This window comes from Anaerostipes rhamnosivorans (assembly GCF_005280655.1).
Lineage (GTDB): Bacteria > Bacillota > Clostridia > Lachnospirales > Lachnospiraceae > Anaerostipes > Anaerostipes rhamnosivorans.
In genome coordinates, this window is record NZ_CP040058.1 from 2,091,955 (window position 1) to 2,111,701 (window position 19,747).

Genomic DNA, 19,747 nt, shown 5'->3' on the forward strand with positions numbered 1-19,747 from the left:
ATAAAAACACTTTTTCTTCGTATTCACAAAAATTTATATCATCTGTATGAATGTAAATACCACCGCTTTCTTTCCATAGAAAACCACAGCATTCCTTGTTTGGATGTTTCGTAAATCCTGCACTCAGAAGCTTTCAGTCGTTCTATGGTCTCCCTGTGCGGATGCCCATACCGGTTGTTTTTCCCAGCAGACACCACAGCAATTCCAGGTTTTAACTGTCTAAGCAGTGCTTCCCCCGTCCCATTCCTGGATCCATGGTGCCCTGCCTTTAAAACATCTGCCGGTTCCACTCCCTCCTGCACCAAAAGCTCCTCCCCTTCCTTCTCCAAATCACCGGTCAGGAGAGCGGAGAATTGTCCCACTTCCAGCCGGAACACCAGGGATGCCGCATTTTTCTCCAGTTTGTCATCCGGTTTTGGATGCAGGCATTCCATTGACCAGTCCTGCCCGGAAATTTTACTGCCCCGTGCCAGATACGCTACAGGGACATGATTCTTCTGCGCCAGTTTCTCCATCTCCTTATAAGCCTGATCCTTTGTTACATCCGGCAGATAAAGCCGTTTGATGATCCCCATGGACAGAAGCTCCTGAATACCTGAATAGTGGTCCGAATCCAAGTGGGTGACCACAGCGGCACTGACGGCTTTGTAGCCCTGGGATTTTATGTAGGGAGCAATGAGGTACCGGCCCACATTCTTTTTGGAGGAGCTTCCCCCGTCCACCAGGATCATGTCACTGCGGTTCAGGGATAAGGCGATGCAGTCTCCCTGCCCCACGTCCAAAAAAGAAATTTTATCCGCTCTCTTTTGTACCCCTAAAACCAGAAAACAGGCTCCTGCCAAAAGACAGGCATACTTCCAAAAAGGCTTTCCCTTAAGTCCCTGACAGACAAAAAACAGCTCCAGATAAAATACAATGATCCAAAGAAGTGGAGGCTTTCCTAAAACAATATTTGAAAAAGGAAGACATCCAGCCAACCGGGTTGCAGAAAGAGTCACAGAAAACAGCATAGAAGCGGGCACAGAAAATAAAAAGAACGGAAAAAAGGAACTGAGAAAACCAGCAGTGAATCCTGCCGTTACCAGTGGCAACATAAGAAAATTAAAAAGAAAAGAGTATAGATAACACTCATACTGGAAATATAAAAGAACCGGTGCCATAATCACCTGAATTACACAACAGAAGACAAGACGGCTTTTCTGTTTTTCTAACAATGTCTTCTTTTTCCCTCCGCCGAATATCTCCCCATAGATCCCCGCAGAAATGACTGCACCCATGGACATCAAAAAACCTGCGTCCGCACATCGAAACGGACACTCCAACAGCAGAACAATGCCCGCAACGCCTCCCGAGGAGAGCAGGTCATAGGAGCGTCCCAAAGCTTGGGATAAAAGAAAGATCAGAAACATCAAAAATGCCCTTTCAGAAGATCCAGACATACCCGTCATGACACAGTAAGAAAACGCGAACAGCAGTCCGAAAGTCCCCGAAAACCAAAAGGGGAAACTGGCCTTTCTCAGCCTGCGCAAGATGCCTCTTCCGACCAGAGAAATATGCAGACCTGAAATTGCCAGAATATGAACAATGCCGCTTTCGGTGAATGCATCCTTGGTATCATCTGAGATTCCTGTCTTATCTCCCAGGATCATAGCCTGTGAAACAGAAAGGATCTCATTTGTGTATTGAGAAGACAGGTTTTTAGACATTTGCTCCCGTAACGAAAACAGCACATTCTTCCATATGTTTTTCTCCTGCCCCACGATCTCCCGGTCCCTTGGAAACATGGTAAACTCGACATTCCTGGAAAGATAATAGACTCTCATATCGTTCTCCCCCAGATTTGTGGGGCCCTCGTGGGGCTTAAGCTCCCCTGATAAGGAAATCTTATTTCCGGAAAGCACCCCGTTAAAATCGTCGTCATATACCATAATATCCCCATCCAGATAAAGCTTTTGTTCAGGTAGAAAGAGATGAGAGACCAGCAGGTACTCCTTCGTTTTTGTCTTTCCCTTCCATTCAACCGTGCCCACTGCTTTGACCTGCCCTAGGCCTTCCAGTGCCTTTTCCTGTCCCCTGATCCTTTGGTCCTGGTAGGAAAACACAAAGCCTCCCAAAAAAAAGCCGATCAAGGCAGACAAAACAGCGCCTCTCATAAACCAGGTCCTGTTCTTAAAAAAGAGCACAAGGATCCCCGGAAAGAGAAGCGCGGCAAACACCATCCAGACGTTTTTACATGCTGTGAGTTCTCCAAGCCAACAGCCTGCAAACAACGCAAGAAATGGTCTATGATTCATTTAATTTTACTCCATCGGAAGTTCCCCGAACAGAAAGCTGTCACGGTTCAGAGCACCAATCAGTTTCCCGTCTGTATCTATGATCGGCCGGCCGGAAACAGTGAATTCCACATATCCGACTCCTTTCAGCTGCGTCAGCGTATAGACGATGGCAGCCTTGCAGATGACATCTTCATTCGGTTCTATCTTCTTATATCCTATAGAAAAATCAACATATGCGATATTGTTGGAAACCGTCACATTGCTGATGACAATATTGTCTGGTATGGCAGTTTTATATTTGCTGCTTTTTTCGACCTTTTCCATCTGGTCCAAAAGCTCTTCTGCCCCGAGCTGGCTGTTCATATCGACATCGATCTTTTTGTCTTTTTTAATCAGCTTTGTATAGCTTCTGTTTGTATAGTAAATCCCTGTCCCGCCTTTGGTCTTTGTGCTGTCATCTTCCTCTTTGGAACATCCCGCACAGAGAAGCAGCACACAGGTAAGGACAAAAAGGATACATATAGAAATCGTTCGTTTTTTTGTCACTGTATCCCTCCTCATGCCTGATATTTTAGAGGAATTCTCACCGTAAACGTGGTGCCTTCCCCTTCTTTGCTGTATAACTTAATCTCGCCGTTGTGGACAAGGATGGCATTTTTAGTAATGGCAAGTCCAAGACCTGTTCCTCCGGTCTCCCTGGACCTGGCTTTGTCAACCCTGTAGAAACGCTCAAACACCTGTCCCTGGCAGTCTTCCGGTATACCAACGCCGGAATCGGCCACCTTCACATAAAAATACTTATGGTCCGCATTCAGGGATACCCTCACCCATCCGTTGTCCTGGTTATATTTGATGGCGTTTTCGATCAAATTGGACAGCGCCAGGCTGAGTTTTACCTCGTCAATCTCTGCCGTCACCGGACGGAAAGATTCCAGAATCAGTTCGATATTCCGCTGGCCGGCAATCGGCTTGAGCCGTTTCATGATCATCTCCAGCAATTCATTAATTTTCACGCTGGAAATCTCCAGCTTCGCTGCCTTCTTGTCCAATTTTACAAGGGAAAGCAGATCAGATATGATAACATTCTCCCGGTCGATCTCTGCTACGATGTCATTCATGAATTCACGGTAGAGTTCCGCCGGTACACTCTCTCCCTGCTGTAAAAGTGAATCCGCAAGCACCTTCATAGAGGTCATTGGTGTCTTCAGCTCATGGGACACGTTGGAGACGAACTCCTGACGCGAATTTTCAAGGACCTGTGCCTTGGCAAGAATCTCGTTGACACTGTTGACCATATTTTTCACTTCTGTACATCCGACCACGCTGATGGTCTCATCTTCATGTCCGGAAGCGATAAAGTCAAGATCCTTTTGGATCTTTCTGTAATCCTTGGTCAGCCAATAGCTCAACAGAGCTCCGGCGGACATTCCGCAGATAATGAACGCCACCATAAGCATATTCCTTTGCTGCTTCATCTCATTGGAGACTGCAACAATATCACTCTTGGGGATCGTGGCAATGACACTGCCCAGCACCTTTTTCTTACGGCTCCCCTTGTTCATGATCGGTATCATGATCTCCACGTTTTTACCCGCCTTGGAAACGATCCGTTTCTTGTTTCCGTTCATTATTTTAAGCAGATCATCCGAAATATAAAACTTGTCCTGATAATCTGTCATGGTATCTTTTACGATCTTATAATTGCTCTTTATGACGATAATCCGCCCATGCAGGCCTGCCGCCAGCTCATTGGTCTGATTAGAAATAGAGTTGGAGCTGTCATCGATAAGAAAATCCACCCCAACTACCTGGCCGGCCAGCCACTGGCACTGGCTGACGACCCCGTCTATCTTCTGCTGTTCTGCTTTTTCGCTGTATGAATCATTCAAAAGCTTGCTGAACAAGATGACCACAAATACTGTGATCACCAGCACCGAAATAAAAATGAGGAACTGCATGCTCTTCAGGTAGGAAAATCTGTCCTTCTTATGCCTGGAAATAATAACCTACCCCCCATTTTGTATGTACATAGTCAGGAACCCCTGGATTCACTTCGATCTTTTCACGCAGCCTCCGGATGTGGACATCCACAGTCCTTGCATCTCCCGGATAGTCGTAGCCCCACACTGTGTTCAGCAGGTCTTCTCTGCTGTACACTTTGTTCGGATGGAACACCAAAAGTTCCAACAGGTCAAACTCCTTAGCTGTCAGATTGACCTCTTTTCCATTGATGTGGACCCTGCGGCTGTCACAGTCGATCTTTAAGCCGCGGCTCTCGATGACTCTGGGAGTCTCCGCCGGAACCGCATGGCTTATGCTTCTTCTTAAAATCGCTTTGATCCTTGCTTTGACTTCCAAGATGTTAAACGGCTTGGTTACATAGTCATCAGCACCGTACTCCAGTCCCAGGATCTTATCCATGTCATCACCCTTTGCTGTCAGCATGATGATCGGTACGGTTGAAAATTCCCTGATCGCCTGGCACACTTCATATCCGGTGAGCTTCGGGAGCATAACATCCAGGAGAATGATATCGTATTGGTTTCCCTTTGCCAGTTCCAGAGCTTCCTCTCCGTCATAGGCGCAGTCCACCTCCATCTCATCCTGCTCAAGGCTGAACTTGATCCCTTTTACTATCAATTTTTCGTCATCAACAACCAGTACCTTTTTCATATTTTCACCTCAAACTAAACTGTTATCATGTCCTTGATCTTACTGTAGATCCCCTGTTTGATTCCACGGATCTTCATAATATCCTCTGGTTTTGCAAAGCTTCCGTTCTCTTCCCTATAGGAAATGATATCAGAAGCCTTAGCTTCTCCGATGCCCGAAAGCTTCATCAGCTCTTCCTTGGATGCAGTGTTTAAATTCACTCTGTCATCTGATGAAGAGCCCTTCTCTGAGGAACCCTTCTGCTGCTTTTGGGCTTCCTTTCGTGAGGGAACATAAATCTGCTGCCCGTCCTTCACATGTTCTGCCTGATTGACATCTTCCTTAGAAGCACTCTTTGTAAATCCTCCCGCCGCAGCTATGGCTGAAACGATTCTTGCATCTTCTACGAGTTCATAGACCCCCGGCTTTTTGACACTGCCGCAGACATAGACACAGATCTTATCCTCTTTTTGTGTGTCGGCAGCTTTCTGGACCTCTGATCCCTTTTCCACCTGCACTCCGGACTTTTCTGTGCACCCTGCCGTACAGGCTGCAAAAAACAAAACGGCGGCCATACATATACTTTTTGCTTTGAACATTAAGGATCCTCCTTAGCTGAACAAAGCGTCATCTATCCAAGTGTAAAATCTCTATTGCTATTGTAACTAATCTACCTCATTTTTACAAGGACATCTTTCAGGATAAGTTTAAGATTTCCATTTGAAAATAAGGATGCCCCCTACAAACAAAACAACTCCCAAAAGCTTCATCCACTGAAACCCTGTTTTTTCGACGCCAAACAGCCCAAAAACCTCAATCAGATAGGAAACGATCAGCTGCGCAGCCACAATGAGCATGGCAGATTTTGCCGGCCCCAGCATGCCGATGCTTTTGATGACCGTAAAGGTGATCCCGGCTCCCATGATACCACCGAGAAGCACATATTTCGGTGATACCTTCGCAAGGCTTAAAAAGCTTGTACCTCTCTCCGCAAAGAGCCAGACTGCGAGACAGGTGAGAAGACCTGTAAATTGTACAAAGGAACTGGCGGTCCACAACCCGGTCTGTTTGGAAACTTCCGTGTTAAATACCCCCTGAATGCTCATGAGGGCTCCTGATACTAACGCTATTATAAATCCAATCATAAAAAAACCTCCAAAGATTTGTTATCCATAGTTTGTCCTTGGAGGTTTTTGTTTATTCATTTAAAACGATGCTCTGAGCCTTTCCGCCATCAGATCCACATGTTCATTTTCGATCACAAGCGGCGGGACAAACCTTAAAACATTATTTCCTGCCGAGATAAGGATCAGGCCGTTTGACAGGGCTTTCGTTACGATTTCTCCGACCGGCTTCTCCGGCGAAAACTCCAGTCCCTGCATCAATCCTTTACCGCGATGGGCAGTGATAAAATCAAATTCTTCTTTTAAGCCCTCAAGCTTTTCCCATAAGTAACTGCCGATCTCCTGTACATGGGATACCAAATCAAGGCTTTCAAACTGTTCAAAGACAGCGTTGACTGCCGCGCCTGCCAGAGGATTTCCTCCGTAGGTGGTTCCATGGTCTCCCGGCACAAGAATGCCGTCCGCCTTTTCTCCTACCACAAATGCGCCCACCGGAACCCCGCATCCCAGCGCTTTTGCAAGAGTCAGCACGTCAGGTTTCACACCGTAGAGATCATGTGCAAACATAGAACCACAGCGGCCCATACCACACTGAATTTCATCAAAGATCAACAGAAGATCTTTTTCATCACAAAGCTTCCGAAGACCCTTTAAAAACTCGGGATCAGCCGGATAAATACCGCCCTCGCCCTGGACCACCTCGCAGATGATGCCGCAGGTTCTGTCCGTTATTTTTGATGCCACATCTTCCAGATTGTTAAATTCCGCAAACACTGCCCGGAATTCTTTCGGCACAAACCCTTCCTGGTACTTTTCATTTCCTGTCACGGACAGTGCCCCCTGGCTTCTTCCATGAAAAGACTGATTCATAGCGATAAATTCATACTCCTTATTGGGATCCTTTCGATAACCGTATTTTCTGGCAACCTTCAAGGCGCCTTCAATCGCTTCGGTACCACTGTTGGTGAAAAATACTTTTTTCATCTTGGAGGCTTCTACGATCTTTTTTGCCGCTTCTATGGACGGAACATTATAATAAAGATTGGAAGTATGGATCAGTTTGTCGATCTGAGTTTTGAGCGCATCGTTGTATGGTTTGTTTCCATAGCCCAGGGCAAAGACCGCGATCCCTGCACCGAAATCCAGATATTCTTTTCCATCAGTATCATAAAGGCAGACTCCTTCCCCGTGATCCAGGACCACCGGAAAACGGTTGTAGGTTTTTAATATGTATGCTTCGCCTTCTTCTATAAAATGATTCATAATTTCCTCCTAAAAAATCGGATCTTTCAGGATCGCTGTTCCGATACCTTTTTGTGTCAGGAACTCAAGCAGCAGACAGTGGTCCAGGCGTCCGTCCAGGATATGGACTCTGGCAACACCGTTCTCGATGGCCTCAATACAGTTTTTAAGCTTCGGAAGCATACCGCCGCCCACAACCCCTTTGTCCACAAACTCGTGTGCCTGGGTCAGATCCATCTCAGAGATCAGGGTACTCTTATCCTCCGGATCAATAAAGACTCCTTCAATATCAGTCAAGAAAACAAGCTTTTCTGCGTTCAGCGCAGACGCGATCGCACAGGCTGTGTCATCAGCATTGATATTGTAACCAGCATACTCTTCTCCCAGTCCGATTGGGGAGATGACCGGGACAAAATCGTCTTCGATCAGAGCTTCCAGAAGGTCCGTGTTGACCTCTTTTACTTTACCCACATATCCCAGATCTTTCCCCGGGACCTCCTTCTTTTCTACCTTCATCATTTCCGCATCTTTACCGGAAAGTCCAACAGCCTTGATCCCCTGCTGCGCCATCATAGCAACCAGCTCCTGATTCACTTTAAACAGAACCATCTCAGCGATTTCCATAGTCTCCTTATCTGTGACACGCAGACCGTTATAAAACTCCGGTTCTTTGCCGGAAAGCTTCACCCATTTGCTGATCTCTTTTCCTCCGCCGTGTACGATAATCGGTTTCATACCGATCAGTTTCAAAAGCGCCACGTCACGGATTACATTTTTCTGCAGGTCTGAATCCAGCATGGCACTCCCGCCGTATTTGACCACCACGTATTTTCCGCTGAAATAACGGATGTACGGCAAAGCCTCTATTAATATCTCTGCCTTCAGTGATTCTTCCTCTAATAATTTTTCGTCCATGATTCCTCTCCTTAACTTCTGTAATCTGCGTTGATTGATACATATTCATGGGTCAGGTCACATCCCCATGCAGTTGCCTGTTCTTCTCCGTTATGAATATCGATAATGGCTTTCACCTCATCTTCCGATAAGATCAAGGTCGCCTTTTCCTCTGAATAATCTGTTGCAACTCCATCCTTTACGATGGCAAGACTTCCGCTTTTGCTCTCTAATGAAATATCAACTTTTAAAGGGTCAAAGGAAGCGCCGGAATAACCCATAGCGCATAGGATTCTTCCCCAGTTTGCGTCCTTTCCATAGATGGCCGCCTTTGTAAGACTTGAAGTGACCACGGATTTGCTCAGTGTCTTGGCACAGTCTTTGTTGGGCGCATGGTGCACCTGGACTTCAAACAGCTTGGTGCAGCCTTCCCCGTCCCCGGCTATTTTCTTTGCCAGCTCCCGGTTTACATAGAAAAGCGCTTCTTTGAATGTCTCATAGTCTTCATTCTGTTCTGTAATTTTAGGATTCCCAGCCATACCGTTTGCCAGAACAAATACCGTATCGTTGGTAGAAGTATCTCCATCCACAGAAATCATATTAAAAGTATCCTCAATCAGCTCTCTTTGAAGCTTTAAGAGCAGATCCTTGTCGATGGAAACATCGGTTGTGATAAACCCAAGCATAGTCCCCATATTGGGATGAATCATCCCGGAACCCTTGCAGATGCCGCCCACGGTCACTTCTGTTCCAGAAATTATAATGTTGACAGCGGCCTCTTTGGTCTTTGTATCTGTGGTCAGAATCGCCGCCGCTGCGTCTTTACTGCTCTGGCGGTCATGTTTTAGTTCAGGTACCAGAAGCTTTACTCCTGTCTCTATCACATCCATTGGCAGCTGCTGCCCAATGACACCGGTAGATCCAACTAGAACCTCTTCTTTTGTAATTCCAAGCTCCTCTGCTGCCAATTCCGCGGTTTTTACCGTATTCTCATAGCCCTTTTCTCCGGTACATGCATTGGCGATCCCTGTGTTTACGACCACTGCCCGGACTGTTTTCTGCTCGTTTACCAGTTTCTGTCCCCAAAGTACCGGGGCCGCCTTTACGATATTTCTTGTGAAGGTCCCGGCTGCCGCCGCCGGTGTCTCACTTAAGATCATTGCCATGTCTTTGTTGGTCTTTCCAGGTTTCATTCCGGCCCGAAGTCCTGCTGCCAGAAAGCCTTTTGGGGCTGTCACGCCTCCGTCTAATATCTTCATCATTTCCTCCTTTATGTGATCCTACGGAAACATCGGGACAAGTTCTAGTCCCTCTGTCTCAGGCAGTCCGAACATCAGGTTCATATTCTGTACCGCCTGGCCTGCTGCCCCTTTTACCAGATTGTCCATGGCCCCCATCATAATGATACGCCCTGTCCTCTGGTCGATCTTAAAATTAAGATCCACATAGTTGCTCCCTTCCACCCATCTGGTCTCCGGGCATACATTTTCCGGAAGCACTCTCACAAACTTTTCTTTCTTATAATAAGAATCATAGATGCTCTTCACCTTCTCATAGGTAACGTCCTCTTTCAGAGAAGCATAGGCGCTCACCAGGATTCCTCGGTTCATAGGAACCAGATGCGGCGTAAAATTAAGCACCACCTGCTGTTCGGATGCATACCCAAGCTGGTCTTCGATCTCCGGCGTATGCCTGTGGGATGCCACCCCGTAAGCTTTGATATTTTCATTGACTTCACAGTACAGATTATTCACCTTGGCTCCTCTGCCTGCCCCTGAAGTTCCTGATTTGGCATCAATGATAATGGTGTCCATGTCGATCAGACCTTCCTTTGCCATCGGATAAATGGAGAGGATGGAACAGGTCGGATAACATCCCGGGTTGGCGATCAATCTTGCTTTCTTTACATCCTCTCTATTTATCTCGCAGAGACCGTAGACAGCCTCTTTGATAAAATCTCTGCTCGGGTGTTTGATCCCATACCACTCTTCATATCGGTCTGCATCCTTGATCCTGAAGTCTGCGCTTAAATCTATGATCTTTGTCTTTGAGAGGACCTCCTCTGACACAAGAGAGCTACACAGTCCCTGAGGAGTTGCTGTGAAAATCACATCCGCTTTCTCGGCCAATTCCTCCATGTTGTCATCCATACAGTCCGCATCCACGATCTCAAACATATTATGGAAGACATCGTAATACTTCTGATCTATGTAGCTTCTGGAACCATACCAGACAATCTCTGCGTCCTTATGCTGCATCAGCAGACGGACCAGTTCCTGCCCTGCATAGCCCGTAGATCCTATAATTCCTGCTTTTATCATAATATTCTCCTCTTTTCCTGCATTTACGAATTGTTTATAATTATACAACTCTGTTATGTAATATGCAACACCTTTTTTACTGATAAACCTGAGTTTTTAATTCTTTTGTCGGAAACTTATCATTGCATATTTATACATTTATACTTGAATATATTCATTTATTTTGAAATTTTATGCACTTTATTTTGAAAAAGCCCTTGCATCTTCTTCCGTTATCCCGTATATTATTGAATAGAACACAGACGAAGATCTGATGGTACGAACTATATGAGGAGGAACAAACATGAAAGAAAAAGTTGTATTGGCATACTCCGGCGGACTGGACACCACCGCGATTATCCCTTGGTTAAAAGAAAATTATGATTATGAAGTCATCTGCTGCTGTGTGGATGTGGGACAGGGAAATGAATTAGACGGCCTGGAAGAACGCGCGAAACTCTCCGGAGCCACAAAATTATATATTGAAGATGTCGTTGACGAGTTCGTGGATGACTATGTGATCCCGACGGTAAAAGCCGACGCAGTTTATGAGAACAAATATTTGCTCGGTACCTCTTTTGCCCGCCCGGTTATCGCAAAAAAACTGGTTGAAATCGCTAGAAAAGAAGGCGCAGTCGCTATCTGCCACGGTGCCACAGGTAAAGGTAATGATCAGATCCGTTTTGAGTTATCCATCATGGCACTGGCTCCGGATATTAAGATCATCGCTCCATGGCGTGAGCTGGATACATGGAAAATGGATTCCCGCGAAGATGAGATCCAGTACTGCAAAGATCACGGCATTGACCTTCCGTTTTCCGCTGAAAACAGCTACAGCCGTGACCGTAACTTATGGCACATCAGCCATGAAGGATTGGAATTAGAAGATCCGGCTGTGGAGCCTGATTACAATCACTTATTAGTTTTAGGAAACTCACCAGAGCAGGCTCCGGAAGAGGGAGAATACGTGACCATCGCCTTTGAATCCGGTGCACCGGTTGCAGTAAACGGCGAGAAGATGAAGGCATCTGACATTATCCGCAAGTTAAATGAACTGGGCGGCAAACATGGCATCGGCATCATCGACATTGTGGAAAACCGTGTGGTTGGAATGAAATCCCGCGGTGTCTATGAGACTCCGGGAGGAACCATTTTAATGGAGGCTCACCAGCAGTTGGAAGAATTAGTCTTAGACCGTGACACCATGGCATTCAAGAAGATCGTTGCAGGCAAATTCGCTGATCTCGTCTATGAAGGCAAATGGTTCTGCCCATTAAGAGAAGGATTACAGTCATTCATCGAGACCGTCGATAAGGACGTAACCGGAGAAGTAAAGTTTAAGCTTTACAAGGGCAATATCATCAAGGCAGGTACCACCTCTCCTCATACACTTTACAGTGAATCTCTGGCAAGCTTCACAACAGGAGATTTATATGACCATCATGACGCTGAAGGATTTATCCGTCTGTTCGGCCTATCTATGAAGGTAAGAGCTTTAAAAGACCAGGGACTCGCAGACTAATCTGCACATCTGATTAAACTACATAAAAAAGAAGACGCGTCTTGAATCATTTTAAAACTGATTTAAGATGCGTCTTCTTTTTTACATTTATCACTTGTCTGTCACATTCCCGTTGCCGTTCACCGGGATTGCTTTTCCCAGATATTTTGGTTTCGGCTTTAGAAGCGTATATCCGAAGTCCTTGACCCTTGCTATGGCTTCTCTGAACTTTCTGGCTTTGTCCCCTTTGTAGACAGCCTTGTCACAGGCAACACCCTTTACCTGAAGCCCCAGAGCCTTTGCGTCATACACCGCACGATACAGATGATACTTCTGCGTGACCACGATGACGTTTCGTGCCTGAAATACCTCTCTCGCACGGTACATAGTCTCATAGGTAGAAAATCCTGCATGGTCTTTAAAAATGCATTTGGACGGCACTCCCTGCTTCACTGCGTACGCTTTCATGGCGCTGACTTCATCATACCCCTGGGTCCCGTGATCCCCGCTCATGATGATCCGGTCTGTAAGCCCCTGCTTGTAAGCTGCAATCCCCATGTCCACACGTTCCTTCAGCATCAGACTCATACTGCCGTCTTTTCGGACCTTTGCTCCCAGTACAATAACCGCATCCGCTTTCTTCTCTTTCCCTCTTGAAATATATTCCCATGCTTCTATGCTTTTATCAGCCCGGTTCAATACAAACAGGTTGATTCCTCCCACAGCCAACAGACCTGCGGCTAAAAAAACCACAAACAATTTCAGCCAAAACCTCATCTGTTTTCTCTTTCGACTCATCCCAACCCCCTAACTTTATTTCCAATACTTCGCTGACATCCATTCCTTTTTTAGATGAAAAAGAATCCCTCGTCGAAAGACATCCTCTGTCTTGTAGCAACATGCTCTAGCAGACATTACGTCCATTTTCTACATGATTGGAGTGAGGCATTCTAAGAGCCGAACGGAAATCATGTGGAAAATGTCATAGTTTTAACTTTGCGAATGCATCAGCAAATGCGTTATTGATCGGCTGTTCTGCTTCGGCCTGCTGCTTTTTCAAATAGCGGTTCACTTCTTTTTTGCTGACACCCGCACCGTCTTTTTTCTTGCGCTCCTTAAAAGCACTGAGCTTCTCCTTGTGGCCGCAGACACAGACAAACTTCTGTGCCTCCCCTTCGCCTACCATCTCCATTTTCTTGTGACAGACCGGACAGCGGGCATTGGTAGTCCTTGAAAGTGTTTTCCTGCATCCGCACTCCCGGTCCTGGCAGACTAAGAAGGTCCCGTGCTTTCCTTTCACCTTCAGCATAAACTTCCCGCATTCCGGGCACTTATGGCGGGTAAGATTTTCATGGCAAAACGTCCCCTGGGCATGTTTGATCTCTTCGATGATCTGCCTTGTATATCCACTGATCTCTCCCATGAACTTCCTGTCATCTTCCCTACCCTCGGCGATGGCTGTGAGCCTTTGCTCCCACTGCGCCGTCAGCTCCGCTTTCCTAAGGTCCTCCGGCACCAGCTCTAACAGCTGCTTAGCCTTTCCAGTGATCACCACATCATTGCCATTCTTTTCAAGAAGAAAGCTGGAAAACAGCTTCTCTATAATATCGGCACGGGTGGCTACCGTTCCAAGCCCCTGTTTTTCCATCCTGGAGATCAGAGTTCCTTCTGTATATCTGGCTGGAGGATTGGTGGTCCCCTCCGTGATCTTCATAGAGTCCACCGTGACCTGTGTTCCTTCCCTGAGCATGTTAAGCTTATCCTGAGGCAGAGCTTCCCCTGTGCTTTCCTCTTCCTGATATAGTTCCTTCCATCCGGCCTTGACCATAACGGTGCCTTTAGCCTCAAATATTTCCCCGTGAATAGTCCCAGAAATAGAAGTCTGCTCGTACTCACATGCCGGTGATAACACGGCAAGGAAACGTTTCACAACCAGATCATAGATTTTGCGCTCGTCAAAACTCATATCCGTCAGAAATACCGACTGCTCCGTTGGAATGATGGCATGATGATCCGTCACTTTGCTGTCGTTAATAAAAGAAGCCGAACGATTGACCTTTTTTGACAAAAGTTTTGCTGTCCACTTTTTATATGGACCTACGCTGATTGCATTCAGCCGCTCTTTTATCGTATCTGCCATATCGCTGCTCAGGTAACGAGAGTCGGTCCTAGGATAAGTAAGGACCTTGTGGTGTTCATACAAACTCTGCATCAGATTCAGGGTCTGTTTGGCTGAAAATCCAAACCTCTTGTTGGCATCTGTCTGAAGGTCAGTAAGGTTGTAAAGCGATGGAGCATGGGTTTTCTTCGGTTTCTTAGAAATCTTTCCAATCAGAAGAGTTTCTCCCCCTGCCGTTTTCTTTATTCTGTCTATTTTCTCTCTGTCAAAGCTCTGGCTGCTGCCTGACATTCTGTCCTTCCATGTAAATGTCATTCCCAGTACAAACGCCTTGATCCCGTAAAACTTCTTCGGCTTAAAGGTACGGATCTCCTCTTCCCGTTTTGCGATCATGGCGAGAGTCGGTGTCTGGACTCTCCCGCAAGACAGCTGTGCGTTATATTTACAGGTCAGCGCTCTGGTGGCGTTGATCCCCACAAGCCAGTCCGCCTCTGCCCTTGCCACTGCCGCATGGTAAAGGTTCTCATACTCTTTTCCAGGCCTCAAATGTGCAAAACCTTCCCGTATGGCTTTATCCGTCACAGAGGAAATCCAAAGTCTCTGTACAGGCTTTTGATTTCCTGCCTTTTTAAGGATCCAGCGGGCAACCAACTCTCCTTCCCGTCCTGCATCTGTGGCGATGATAATATCCGACACGTCATTTCTGAAGATCAGTTTTTTAACAGATTGGTACTGCTTTGATGTCTTACCGATCACCACGAGCTTCCACTGTTTAGGCATCATAGGAAGCGTTTCCATGCTCCACTGCTTGTATTGGTTCCCGTACTGCTCCGGATCTGCCAAGGTCACCAAATGCCCCAGCGCCCATGTCACAATATATTTCTCACCCTCCATAAAAGAAGAACCTTTTTGCTTACACCCCAAAACCCTCGCAATATCTCTTGCCACCGAAGGTTTTTCTGCGATCACTAAATGTTTTTTCAATTTCTTATCCTCATTTCCTATTTCTACCGCCGGCTGCGGACCGCCCTGTCAAGCAGCACACGGATCTTTCCCAGATACCGTCTGGTCTGCTTCTTTTCCTCGTCCGTCAGCCGGTTGTCTTTCATATCTGCTTCTATATTCCTGCGTCCCATTTCAAAATAGTCCTCTGCTGTTTTTCCGTCCTGATTCACTGCCGATGGATCGGCCCCTGCATACAAAAGACTGCGGATGTTATCCACCGTATTCTGGTTTACGCTGCCGTTGGCCATATAACAGGCAAACATCAGCGGAGTTGTCCCGTCTTTATCCCGGTAATCAGCGCTTGCCCCGGCGTTAAGAAGCTGGCGCAGCAATTTCGTATCCCCAAAGGAGACAGCCTCATAGAGCGGCGTTCTCCTCCGGAACACAATGTCACTGTCTGTCTGATAATCCGCATTCACGAAAGCTCCCTGCTTAATCAGGAAAGCCACCATGCTGTACATGCGGTCCCTGTCAAGGGCATCGATTGCCATGATCAACGGCGCATTGGATGCAGTCTGGCTGGAAGCGTTGAGATCTAGTCCCTGGCTTACCATTCGTTTGATTTCCTTTTTGTTATTATAAAAGATATGATATTGAACCGTTCCTTCTTTGTATACAGACTTCTTCGCCGCCTTTTTCCCGGCTGAGTGCCAGACACCCAGCAAAAAACATCCTACCAGCAGGATGAACAATAAAACAGCTGCCATTTTTTTATGTACGGTTGGTATTTTTTTCATAAGAATCACCTCACAGTTCCCATTATATAAAACCCTCTCTGGCTAATTCTTATGAAAATACTTATATTTTTATTATTGTTTCTTATAAAAATCTAAAACCCAACCGGACCCGGACACCCCAATGTATTCTATTATAACATGAAGGAAAGGATTTATAAAAACTTATAATGTGGTTTTTCTTCATGAAACAGCTTATACCGCAGAAAGTCATCTATGACAATGGCTGCGCTGGACGCAAAAAACCAGAGTACCGAGTACAAAAGGCAGATCTGCCCTTTAAAATTATATGGCAGATTGGAATAATCCCATATGTCCCACCCGAGCCATACATTGACAATCAGGCCTGTGACCAGTTCAAGTCCTGTGATGATAAACGTTGAGAGCACCATCTGACTCACGAAACTCATCTTGAATTTCACACTCTCATTTAAGAGCCCGATACACAAAAAACAGGCGCCTCCGCACAGGAACATTGTATAATGGGAGTACCCTCTGACTAAAACTTCTAAAAAGAAATATCCCATTCCGCCCAAAATAAATAAAACTATATGCTTTTCTATTTTTAATCTTCGTTCCATTCTCATCACCCGTTTTTTAAATATTGTGTGTCATGCCGGGTCTGCTTATACGCGGTTTTTCCAATAAAAATATAGTAAATATTGCATTTATAGTGTAAAATATTATGGTTAGAATTTATCAAAAGACAAACTAATAAGAAATGAGGAAATACATATGGCACAATTATGGGGTGGCAGGTTCACCAAAGAAACAGATCAGCTGGTTTACAATTTTAATGCTTCCATCGGTTTTGATCAGAAATTTTACCGTCAGGACATCCAGGGGAGCATGGCGCATGTGACCATGCTGGCCAGTGTAGGTGTTTTAACGGAAGATGAAAAAGACCAGATCATTGCTGGATTAAAGGGCATTCTTTCAGACATAGAGTCTGGAGCCGTTGAGATCACAAGCGAATATGAAGACATTCACAGTTTTGTAGAAGCAACTTTGATCGACCGTATCGGCGATGCCGGCAAAAAGCTCCACACCGGAAGAAGCCGCAATGACCAGGTGGCCTTGGATATGAAGCTCTACACAAGAGATGAAATCACCGCCATCAAAGATCTGATAAAGGATCTGATGGAAGCTCTGCACCAGATCATGAAAGACCATCTCGACACCTTTATGCCTGGATTTACCCATCTGCAGAAGGCACAGCCGGTCACACTTGCTCATCATGTGGGCGCCTATATGGAGATGTTCAAGAGAGACTACTCCCGCCTGACTGACATTTATGAGAGAATGAATTACTGTCCGCTGGGCTCCGGAGCGCTTGCCGGCACCACCTATCCTTTAGACCGGAACATGACTGCGGATCTTCTGGATTTTTACGGACCGACCTTAAACAGTATGGATTCTGTGTCTGACCGGGATTATGTCATAGAGTTATTATCTGCTCTTTCCACGGTTATGATGCACTTAAGCCGGTTCAGTGAAGAGATCATCGTCTGGAATTCCAACGAATACCAGTTTGTCTCCATCGACGACGGCTTCAGTACAGGAAGCAGTATCATGCCGCAGAAGAAAAACCCAGACATTGCGGAGCTGGTCCGCGGAAAAACCGGCAGAGTCTACGCTGCACTGACCTCTATCCTTACGACCATGAAAGGAATTCCTCTGGCCTACAACAAGGACATGCAGGAGGATAAGGAATATACCTTCGATGCCATTGACACTGTAAAAGGCTGCTTGAGCCTGTTTACGGGCATGATGAAGACCATGACGTTCAACAAGGACCGCATGGAAGACAGTGCGAAGAACGGTTTCACCAATGCCACCGATGCGGCCGACTATCTGGTAAATCACGGAGTGCCGTTCAGGGATGCCCATGGTATCGTTGGACAGTTGGTACTTCTGTGCATTGATAAAAATATCTCCCTGGATGATCTTTCCCTGGATGAATATCAAAAGATCAGTCCTGCCTTTGAAGAGGATATCTATGAGGCTGTCAGCATGAAGACATGTGTGGAAAAACGTAACACCATTGGAGCCCCGGGACAGGACGCAATGAAAAAAGTGATCCAGATCAACGAAGCATATTTAAAGGAAATCTAAATGAAAAGAAGATGTTTGCTGTCTGTTCTGCTGCTGTCCCTAGTGTTTTTATGGGGCTGTGGCTTGGAACTCAACAGCCGCATGGAATTAAACAAAGACTTTTCGGGCCACCGGATCATGACCTGTACTGTCAGCTCTGCGGATCTGTCCAGGTATTTTTCCGGCTCCAAAAAGGACCTAGACAAGGTCATCCGAGACGCCTGCCCGAAGGCTCTGGTTTATAAACAAACCTCGGATAACGACAATACCATTTATACCTTCCGCCTGGACTATTCCTCAAAAAAAGATTACAAAAAGAAGGTAGAGTCTCTGCTTAACTTTGCACCTGAGATCAAATACAGCTACTCAGATTCTCCATTTGCCAAGGGGATACGGTATTCAGAAAACTTTTCCACAAAAGATCTCATGTCCTGGCTTTATACTGCTCTCTATGAGAAGGGTTATGTAGACCAAAAGTCTGTGGATGATCTCTGGAACCTGAAAAACACCGAGTTTACCTTTGCCGGGAAAAAGTACGACACAGACGATAAGATCAACATAGATGAGATGGATTATGTGCCCATTTCATCCATTGACATCAAAACAAAAGAGACCGCCGGCATGAAGCTTACACGCACCATCTCCATCAGACTTCCGAAGGAGACACTGGAAAAACACGCTTCTGCAGTGAACAGCTACTTCTCCGGCTCTTCCTATAAGAAAACGTGGAAAAATGAGAAAGACGGAAAAACCCTGGTCATCTCTTTTACCAAAGACAACTTCTCTGATCTGTGCGCCGTGACACGAAAGGTTCTGCACACCTCAGATACCGGAGGTACTTACCGGGTGGAGACTAAAAGTGGCAGTCCTTTTGAGTTCCAGCTGGATTTTGAGGAGACACTGGATTTCAAGAACTTTGCGGATGAATCCGGCAAGGTCCCTGTGACCTATACCTATACTGCCAACGATTCCTTTTCCGACAGTGGAGAACAGACCGTAATTGACGAAAAAGTCTCCAAAAAGAAAGTAAACTTTTCATCCTCTTTCGCCCAGCCGGTGCGGAAATACGAGGTTGCCGAAGTTTACAAGAATAAAAATGATATCCGCAGAAACTTTACCTTCCTTTTCTCATCCGTGTGCAATAAACGGGAACTTACAAAACTAAAGGAATCTTTTATGGGTAGCACCATAACCAATGTTTCCCTTGACAAAGAGGATGACCACCGGCTTTCCTTCCAGCAAAGGGGAAGTGTCAAACAATGCGATGCGGATTTAAGGAAGATCTGGAAGGGAACTTCCTCCAGCTATGAATCCAAGAATTCAATCTTCCGCGGACAGACTTCCGATTATACAAGTAAGTTCAGGCTGCATCTGAACAATAAAAAGACCAAGGGGACTTTTACCTTTGCCTCCATCAGCAAGGATTCTTCCGCAGATGTCACTGTCACCGCAGACTCTTACCAAGAAATCAAAATGGCCCAGAATGTGGCGGATAAACCGGTGTCCGCACTCCTGAACGGAGATGAGACTATCTCTTCAATCCATAAAAACCAGATCACCGGGGATTCTTTTATCTTGCATTATAAAGGAAGCACTTCAGCTCATTATATTTTAAATATATTAAAATTCTTACTACCATTGGTGCTGTTGCTATCAGCCGGAATCTTCCTATACATTAAACAGAACTCCGTAGTCTACTGGCTGAAAAGGTTGAAAGACAAGATCCAGGAACTGCTGAAGAGATAATTCTCTTGGGCAACACTTTCTGTTCGGCCTCCATTCATAAAAAAATCAGGACATGTATTT

At 45.9% G+C, this 19,747-nt stretch carries 17 protein-coding genes; 3 read left to right on the plus strand and 14 right to left on the minus strand.

What is annotated here, in order from left to right; translation table 11 throughout:
• Window positions 1-38: 38 nt before the first annotated feature.
• From AR1Y2_RS10410 to argC, 10 genes are all read right to left on the minus strand, one after another.
• Window positions 39-2,294, minus strand: a complete 2,256-nt coding sequence (locus tag AR1Y2_RS10410) for a DNA internalization-related competence protein ComEC/Rec2 (protein WP_137328885.1) — start codon at window positions 2,292-2,294, stop codon at window positions 39-41.
• Between the two features lie 6 nt (window positions 2,295-2,300).
• On the minus strand, window positions 2,301-2,822 hold the full coding sequence (locus tag AR1Y2_RS10415) for a GerMN domain-containing protein (RefSeq protein WP_243118724.1): 522 nt from the start codon (window positions 2,820-2,822) through the stop codon (window positions 2,301-2,303).
• Between the two features lie 11 nt (window positions 2,823-2,833).
• Window positions 2,834-4,234, minus strand: coding sequence for a HAMP domain-containing sensor histidine kinase (locus tag AR1Y2_RS10420; RefSeq protein WP_137328887.1), 1,401 nt, complete (start codon window positions 4,232-4,234; stop codon window positions 2,834-2,836).
• A gap of 28 nt (window positions 4,235-4,262) precedes the next feature.
• Window positions 4,263-4,949 (minus strand): response regulator transcription factor, encoded by a 687-nt coding sequence (locus AR1Y2_RS10425; RefSeq protein WP_137328888.1) that lies wholly within the window; start codon window positions 4,947-4,949, stop codon window positions 4,263-4,265.
• A gap of 14 nt (window positions 4,950-4,963) precedes the next feature.
• A complete protein-coding gene (locus tag AR1Y2_RS10430; RefSeq protein ID WP_137328889.1) occupies window positions 4,964-5,527 on the minus strand; it encodes a helix-hairpin-helix domain-containing protein in 564 nt (187 codons plus the stop codon).
• A 108-nt stretch (window positions 5,528-5,635) separates the two neighbouring features.
• On the minus strand, window positions 5,636-6,073 hold the full coding sequence (locus AR1Y2_RS10435) for a DMT family transporter (protein ID WP_137328890.1): 438 nt from the start codon (window positions 6,071-6,073) through the stop codon (window positions 5,636-5,638).
• A gap of 60 nt (window positions 6,074-6,133) precedes the next feature.
• Window positions 6,134-7,315 (minus strand): aspartate aminotransferase family protein, encoded by a 1,182-nt coding sequence (locus AR1Y2_RS10440; RefSeq protein ID WP_137328891.1) that lies wholly within the window; start codon window positions 7,313-7,315, stop codon window positions 6,134-6,136.
• 9 nt (window positions 7,316-7,324) lie between these two features.
• A complete protein-coding gene (gene argB / locus AR1Y2_RS10445; protein ID WP_137328892.1) occupies window positions 7,325-8,209 on the minus strand; it encodes an acetylglutamate kinase in 885 nt (294 codons plus the stop codon).
• An 11-nt stretch (window positions 8,210-8,220) separates the two neighbouring features.
• Window positions 8,221-9,447: a bifunctional ornithine acetyltransferase/N-acetylglutamate synthase gene (argJ, locus tag AR1Y2_RS10450; RefSeq protein WP_137328893.1), complete on the minus strand. Its 1,227-nt coding sequence runs from the start codon at window positions 9,445-9,447 to the stop codon at window positions 8,221-8,223.
• A 21-nt stretch (window positions 9,448-9,468) separates the two neighbouring features.
• Window positions 9,469-10,509 carry an N-acetyl-gamma-glutamyl-phosphate reductase gene (argC, locus tag AR1Y2_RS10455; RefSeq protein ID WP_137328894.1) on the minus strand — a complete coding sequence of 347 codons (1,041 nt, stop codon included), beginning with the start codon at window positions 10,507-10,509 and terminating at the stop codon, window positions 9,469-9,471.
• A gap of 283 nt (window positions 10,510-10,792) precedes the next feature.
• Between argC and AR1Y2_RS10460 the strand changes: the two genes are divergently transcribed.
• A complete protein-coding gene (locus tag AR1Y2_RS10460) occupies window positions 10,793-12,010 on the plus strand; it encodes an argininosuccinate synthase (RefSeq protein WP_137328895.1) in 1,218 nt (405 codons plus the stop codon).
• Between the two features lie 90 nt (window positions 12,011-12,100).
• Here AR1Y2_RS10460 and AR1Y2_RS10465 read toward each other — a convergent pair whose 3' ends face one another.
• The 4 genes from AR1Y2_RS10465 to AR1Y2_RS10480 all read right to left on the minus strand — a co-directional run bounded on the left by AR1Y2_RS10465 (window position 12,101) and on the right by AR1Y2_RS10480 (window position 16,428).
• A complete protein-coding gene (locus AR1Y2_RS10465) occupies window positions 12,101-12,787 on the minus strand; it encodes a SanA/YdcF family protein (RefSeq protein ID WP_137328896.1) in 687 nt (228 codons plus the stop codon).
• 184 nt (window positions 12,788-12,971) lie between these two features.
• The gene (locus tag AR1Y2_RS10470; protein WP_137328897.1) at window positions 12,972-15,092 is read right to left on the minus strand and encodes a DNA topoisomerase III; all 2,121 of its coding nucleotides are present in this window, start codon (window positions 15,090-15,092) and stop codon (window positions 12,972-12,974) included.
• Between the two features lie 23 nt (window positions 15,093-15,115).
• Window positions 15,116-15,850 (minus strand): ankyrin repeat domain-containing protein, encoded by a 735-nt coding sequence (locus AR1Y2_RS10475; protein WP_137328898.1) that lies wholly within the window; start codon window positions 15,848-15,850, stop codon window positions 15,116-15,118.
• Between the two features lie 152 nt (window positions 15,851-16,002).
• Window positions 16,003-16,428: a putative ABC transporter permease gene (locus tag AR1Y2_RS10480; RefSeq protein ID WP_137328899.1), complete on the minus strand. Its 426-nt coding sequence runs from the start codon at window positions 16,426-16,428 to the stop codon at window positions 16,003-16,005.
• A 154-nt stretch (window positions 16,429-16,582) separates the two neighbouring features.
• On the opposite strand from AR1Y2_RS10480, the gene argH reads away from it, so the two are divergent.
• Both argH and AR1Y2_RS10490 read left to right on the plus strand, forming a co-directional pair.
• Complete coding sequence (gene argH, locus AR1Y2_RS10485) at window positions 16,583-17,962, plus strand: argininosuccinate lyase (protein WP_137328900.1); 1,380 nt, start codon at window positions 16,583-16,585, stop codon at window positions 17,960-17,962.
• Window positions 17,963-19,687 (plus strand): hypothetical protein, encoded by a 1,725-nt coding sequence (locus AR1Y2_RS10490; protein ID WP_137328901.1) that lies wholly within the window; start codon window positions 17,963-17,965, stop codon window positions 19,685-19,687.
• The last annotated feature ends 60 nt before the right edge of the window (window positions 19,688-19,747 follow it).

What these genes read in the sequence shown, in the direction of transcription:
- AR1Y2_RS10480 (WP_137328899.1), bottom strand. Translation starts at nt 16,428, where the DNA reads ATGGAACGAAGATTAAAAATAGAAAAGCATATAGTTTTATTTATTTTG.
- AR1Y2_RS10465 (WP_137328896.1), bottom strand. Translation starts at nt 12,787, where the DNA reads ATGAGTCGAAAGAGAAAACAGATGAGGTTTTGGCTGAAATTGTTTGTG.
- AR1Y2_RS10435 (WP_137328890.1), bottom strand. Translation starts at nt 6,073, where the DNA reads ATGATTGGATTTATAATAGCGTTAGTATCAGGAGCCCTCATGAGCATT.
- argB (WP_137328892.1), bottom strand. Translation starts at nt 8,209, where the DNA reads ATGGACGAAAAATTATTAGAGGAAGAATCACTGAAGGCAGAGATATTA.
- argC (WP_137328894.1), bottom strand. Translation starts at nt 10,509, where the DNA reads ATGATAAAAGCAGGAATTATAGGATCTACGGGCTATGCAGGGCAGGAA.
- AR1Y2_RS10490 (WP_137328901.1), top strand. Translation starts at nt 17,963, where the DNA reads ATGAAAAGAAGATGTTTGCTGTCTGTTCTGCTGCTGTCCCTAGTGTTT.
- AR1Y2_RS10420 (WP_137328887.1), bottom strand. Translation starts at nt 4,234, where the DNA reads ATGCAGTTCCTCATTTTTATTTCGGTGCTGGTGATCACAGTATTTGTG.
- argH (WP_137328900.1), top strand. Translation starts at nt 16,583, where the DNA reads ATGGCACAATTATGGGGTGGCAGGTTCACCAAAGAAACAGATCAGCTG.
- AR1Y2_RS10460 (WP_137328895.1), top strand. Translation starts at nt 10,793, where the DNA reads ATGAAAGAAAAAGTTGTATTGGCATACTCCGGCGGACTGGACACCACC.
- AR1Y2_RS10410 (WP_137328885.1), bottom strand. Translation starts at nt 2,294, where the DNA reads ATGAATCATAGACCATTTCTTGCGTTGTTTGCAGGCTGTTGGCTTGGA.
- AR1Y2_RS10440 (WP_137328891.1), bottom strand. Translation starts at nt 7,315, where the DNA reads ATGAATCATTTTATAGAAGAAGGCGAAGCATACATATTAAAAACCTAC.
- AR1Y2_RS10425 (WP_137328888.1), bottom strand. Translation starts at nt 4,949, where the DNA reads ATGAAAAAGGTACTGGTTGTTGATGACGAAAAATTGATAGTAAAAGGG.
- argJ (WP_137328893.1), bottom strand. Translation starts at nt 9,447, where the DNA reads ATGAAGATATTAGACGGAGGCGTGACAGCCCCAAAAGGCTTTCTGGCA.
- AR1Y2_RS10430 (WP_137328889.1), bottom strand. Translation starts at nt 5,527, where the DNA reads ATGTTCAAAGCAAAAAGTATATGTATGGCCGCCGTTTTGTTTTTTGCA.
- AR1Y2_RS10475 (WP_137328898.1), bottom strand. Translation starts at nt 15,850, where the DNA reads ATGAAAAAAATACCAACCGTACATAAAAAAATGGCAGCTGTTTTATTG.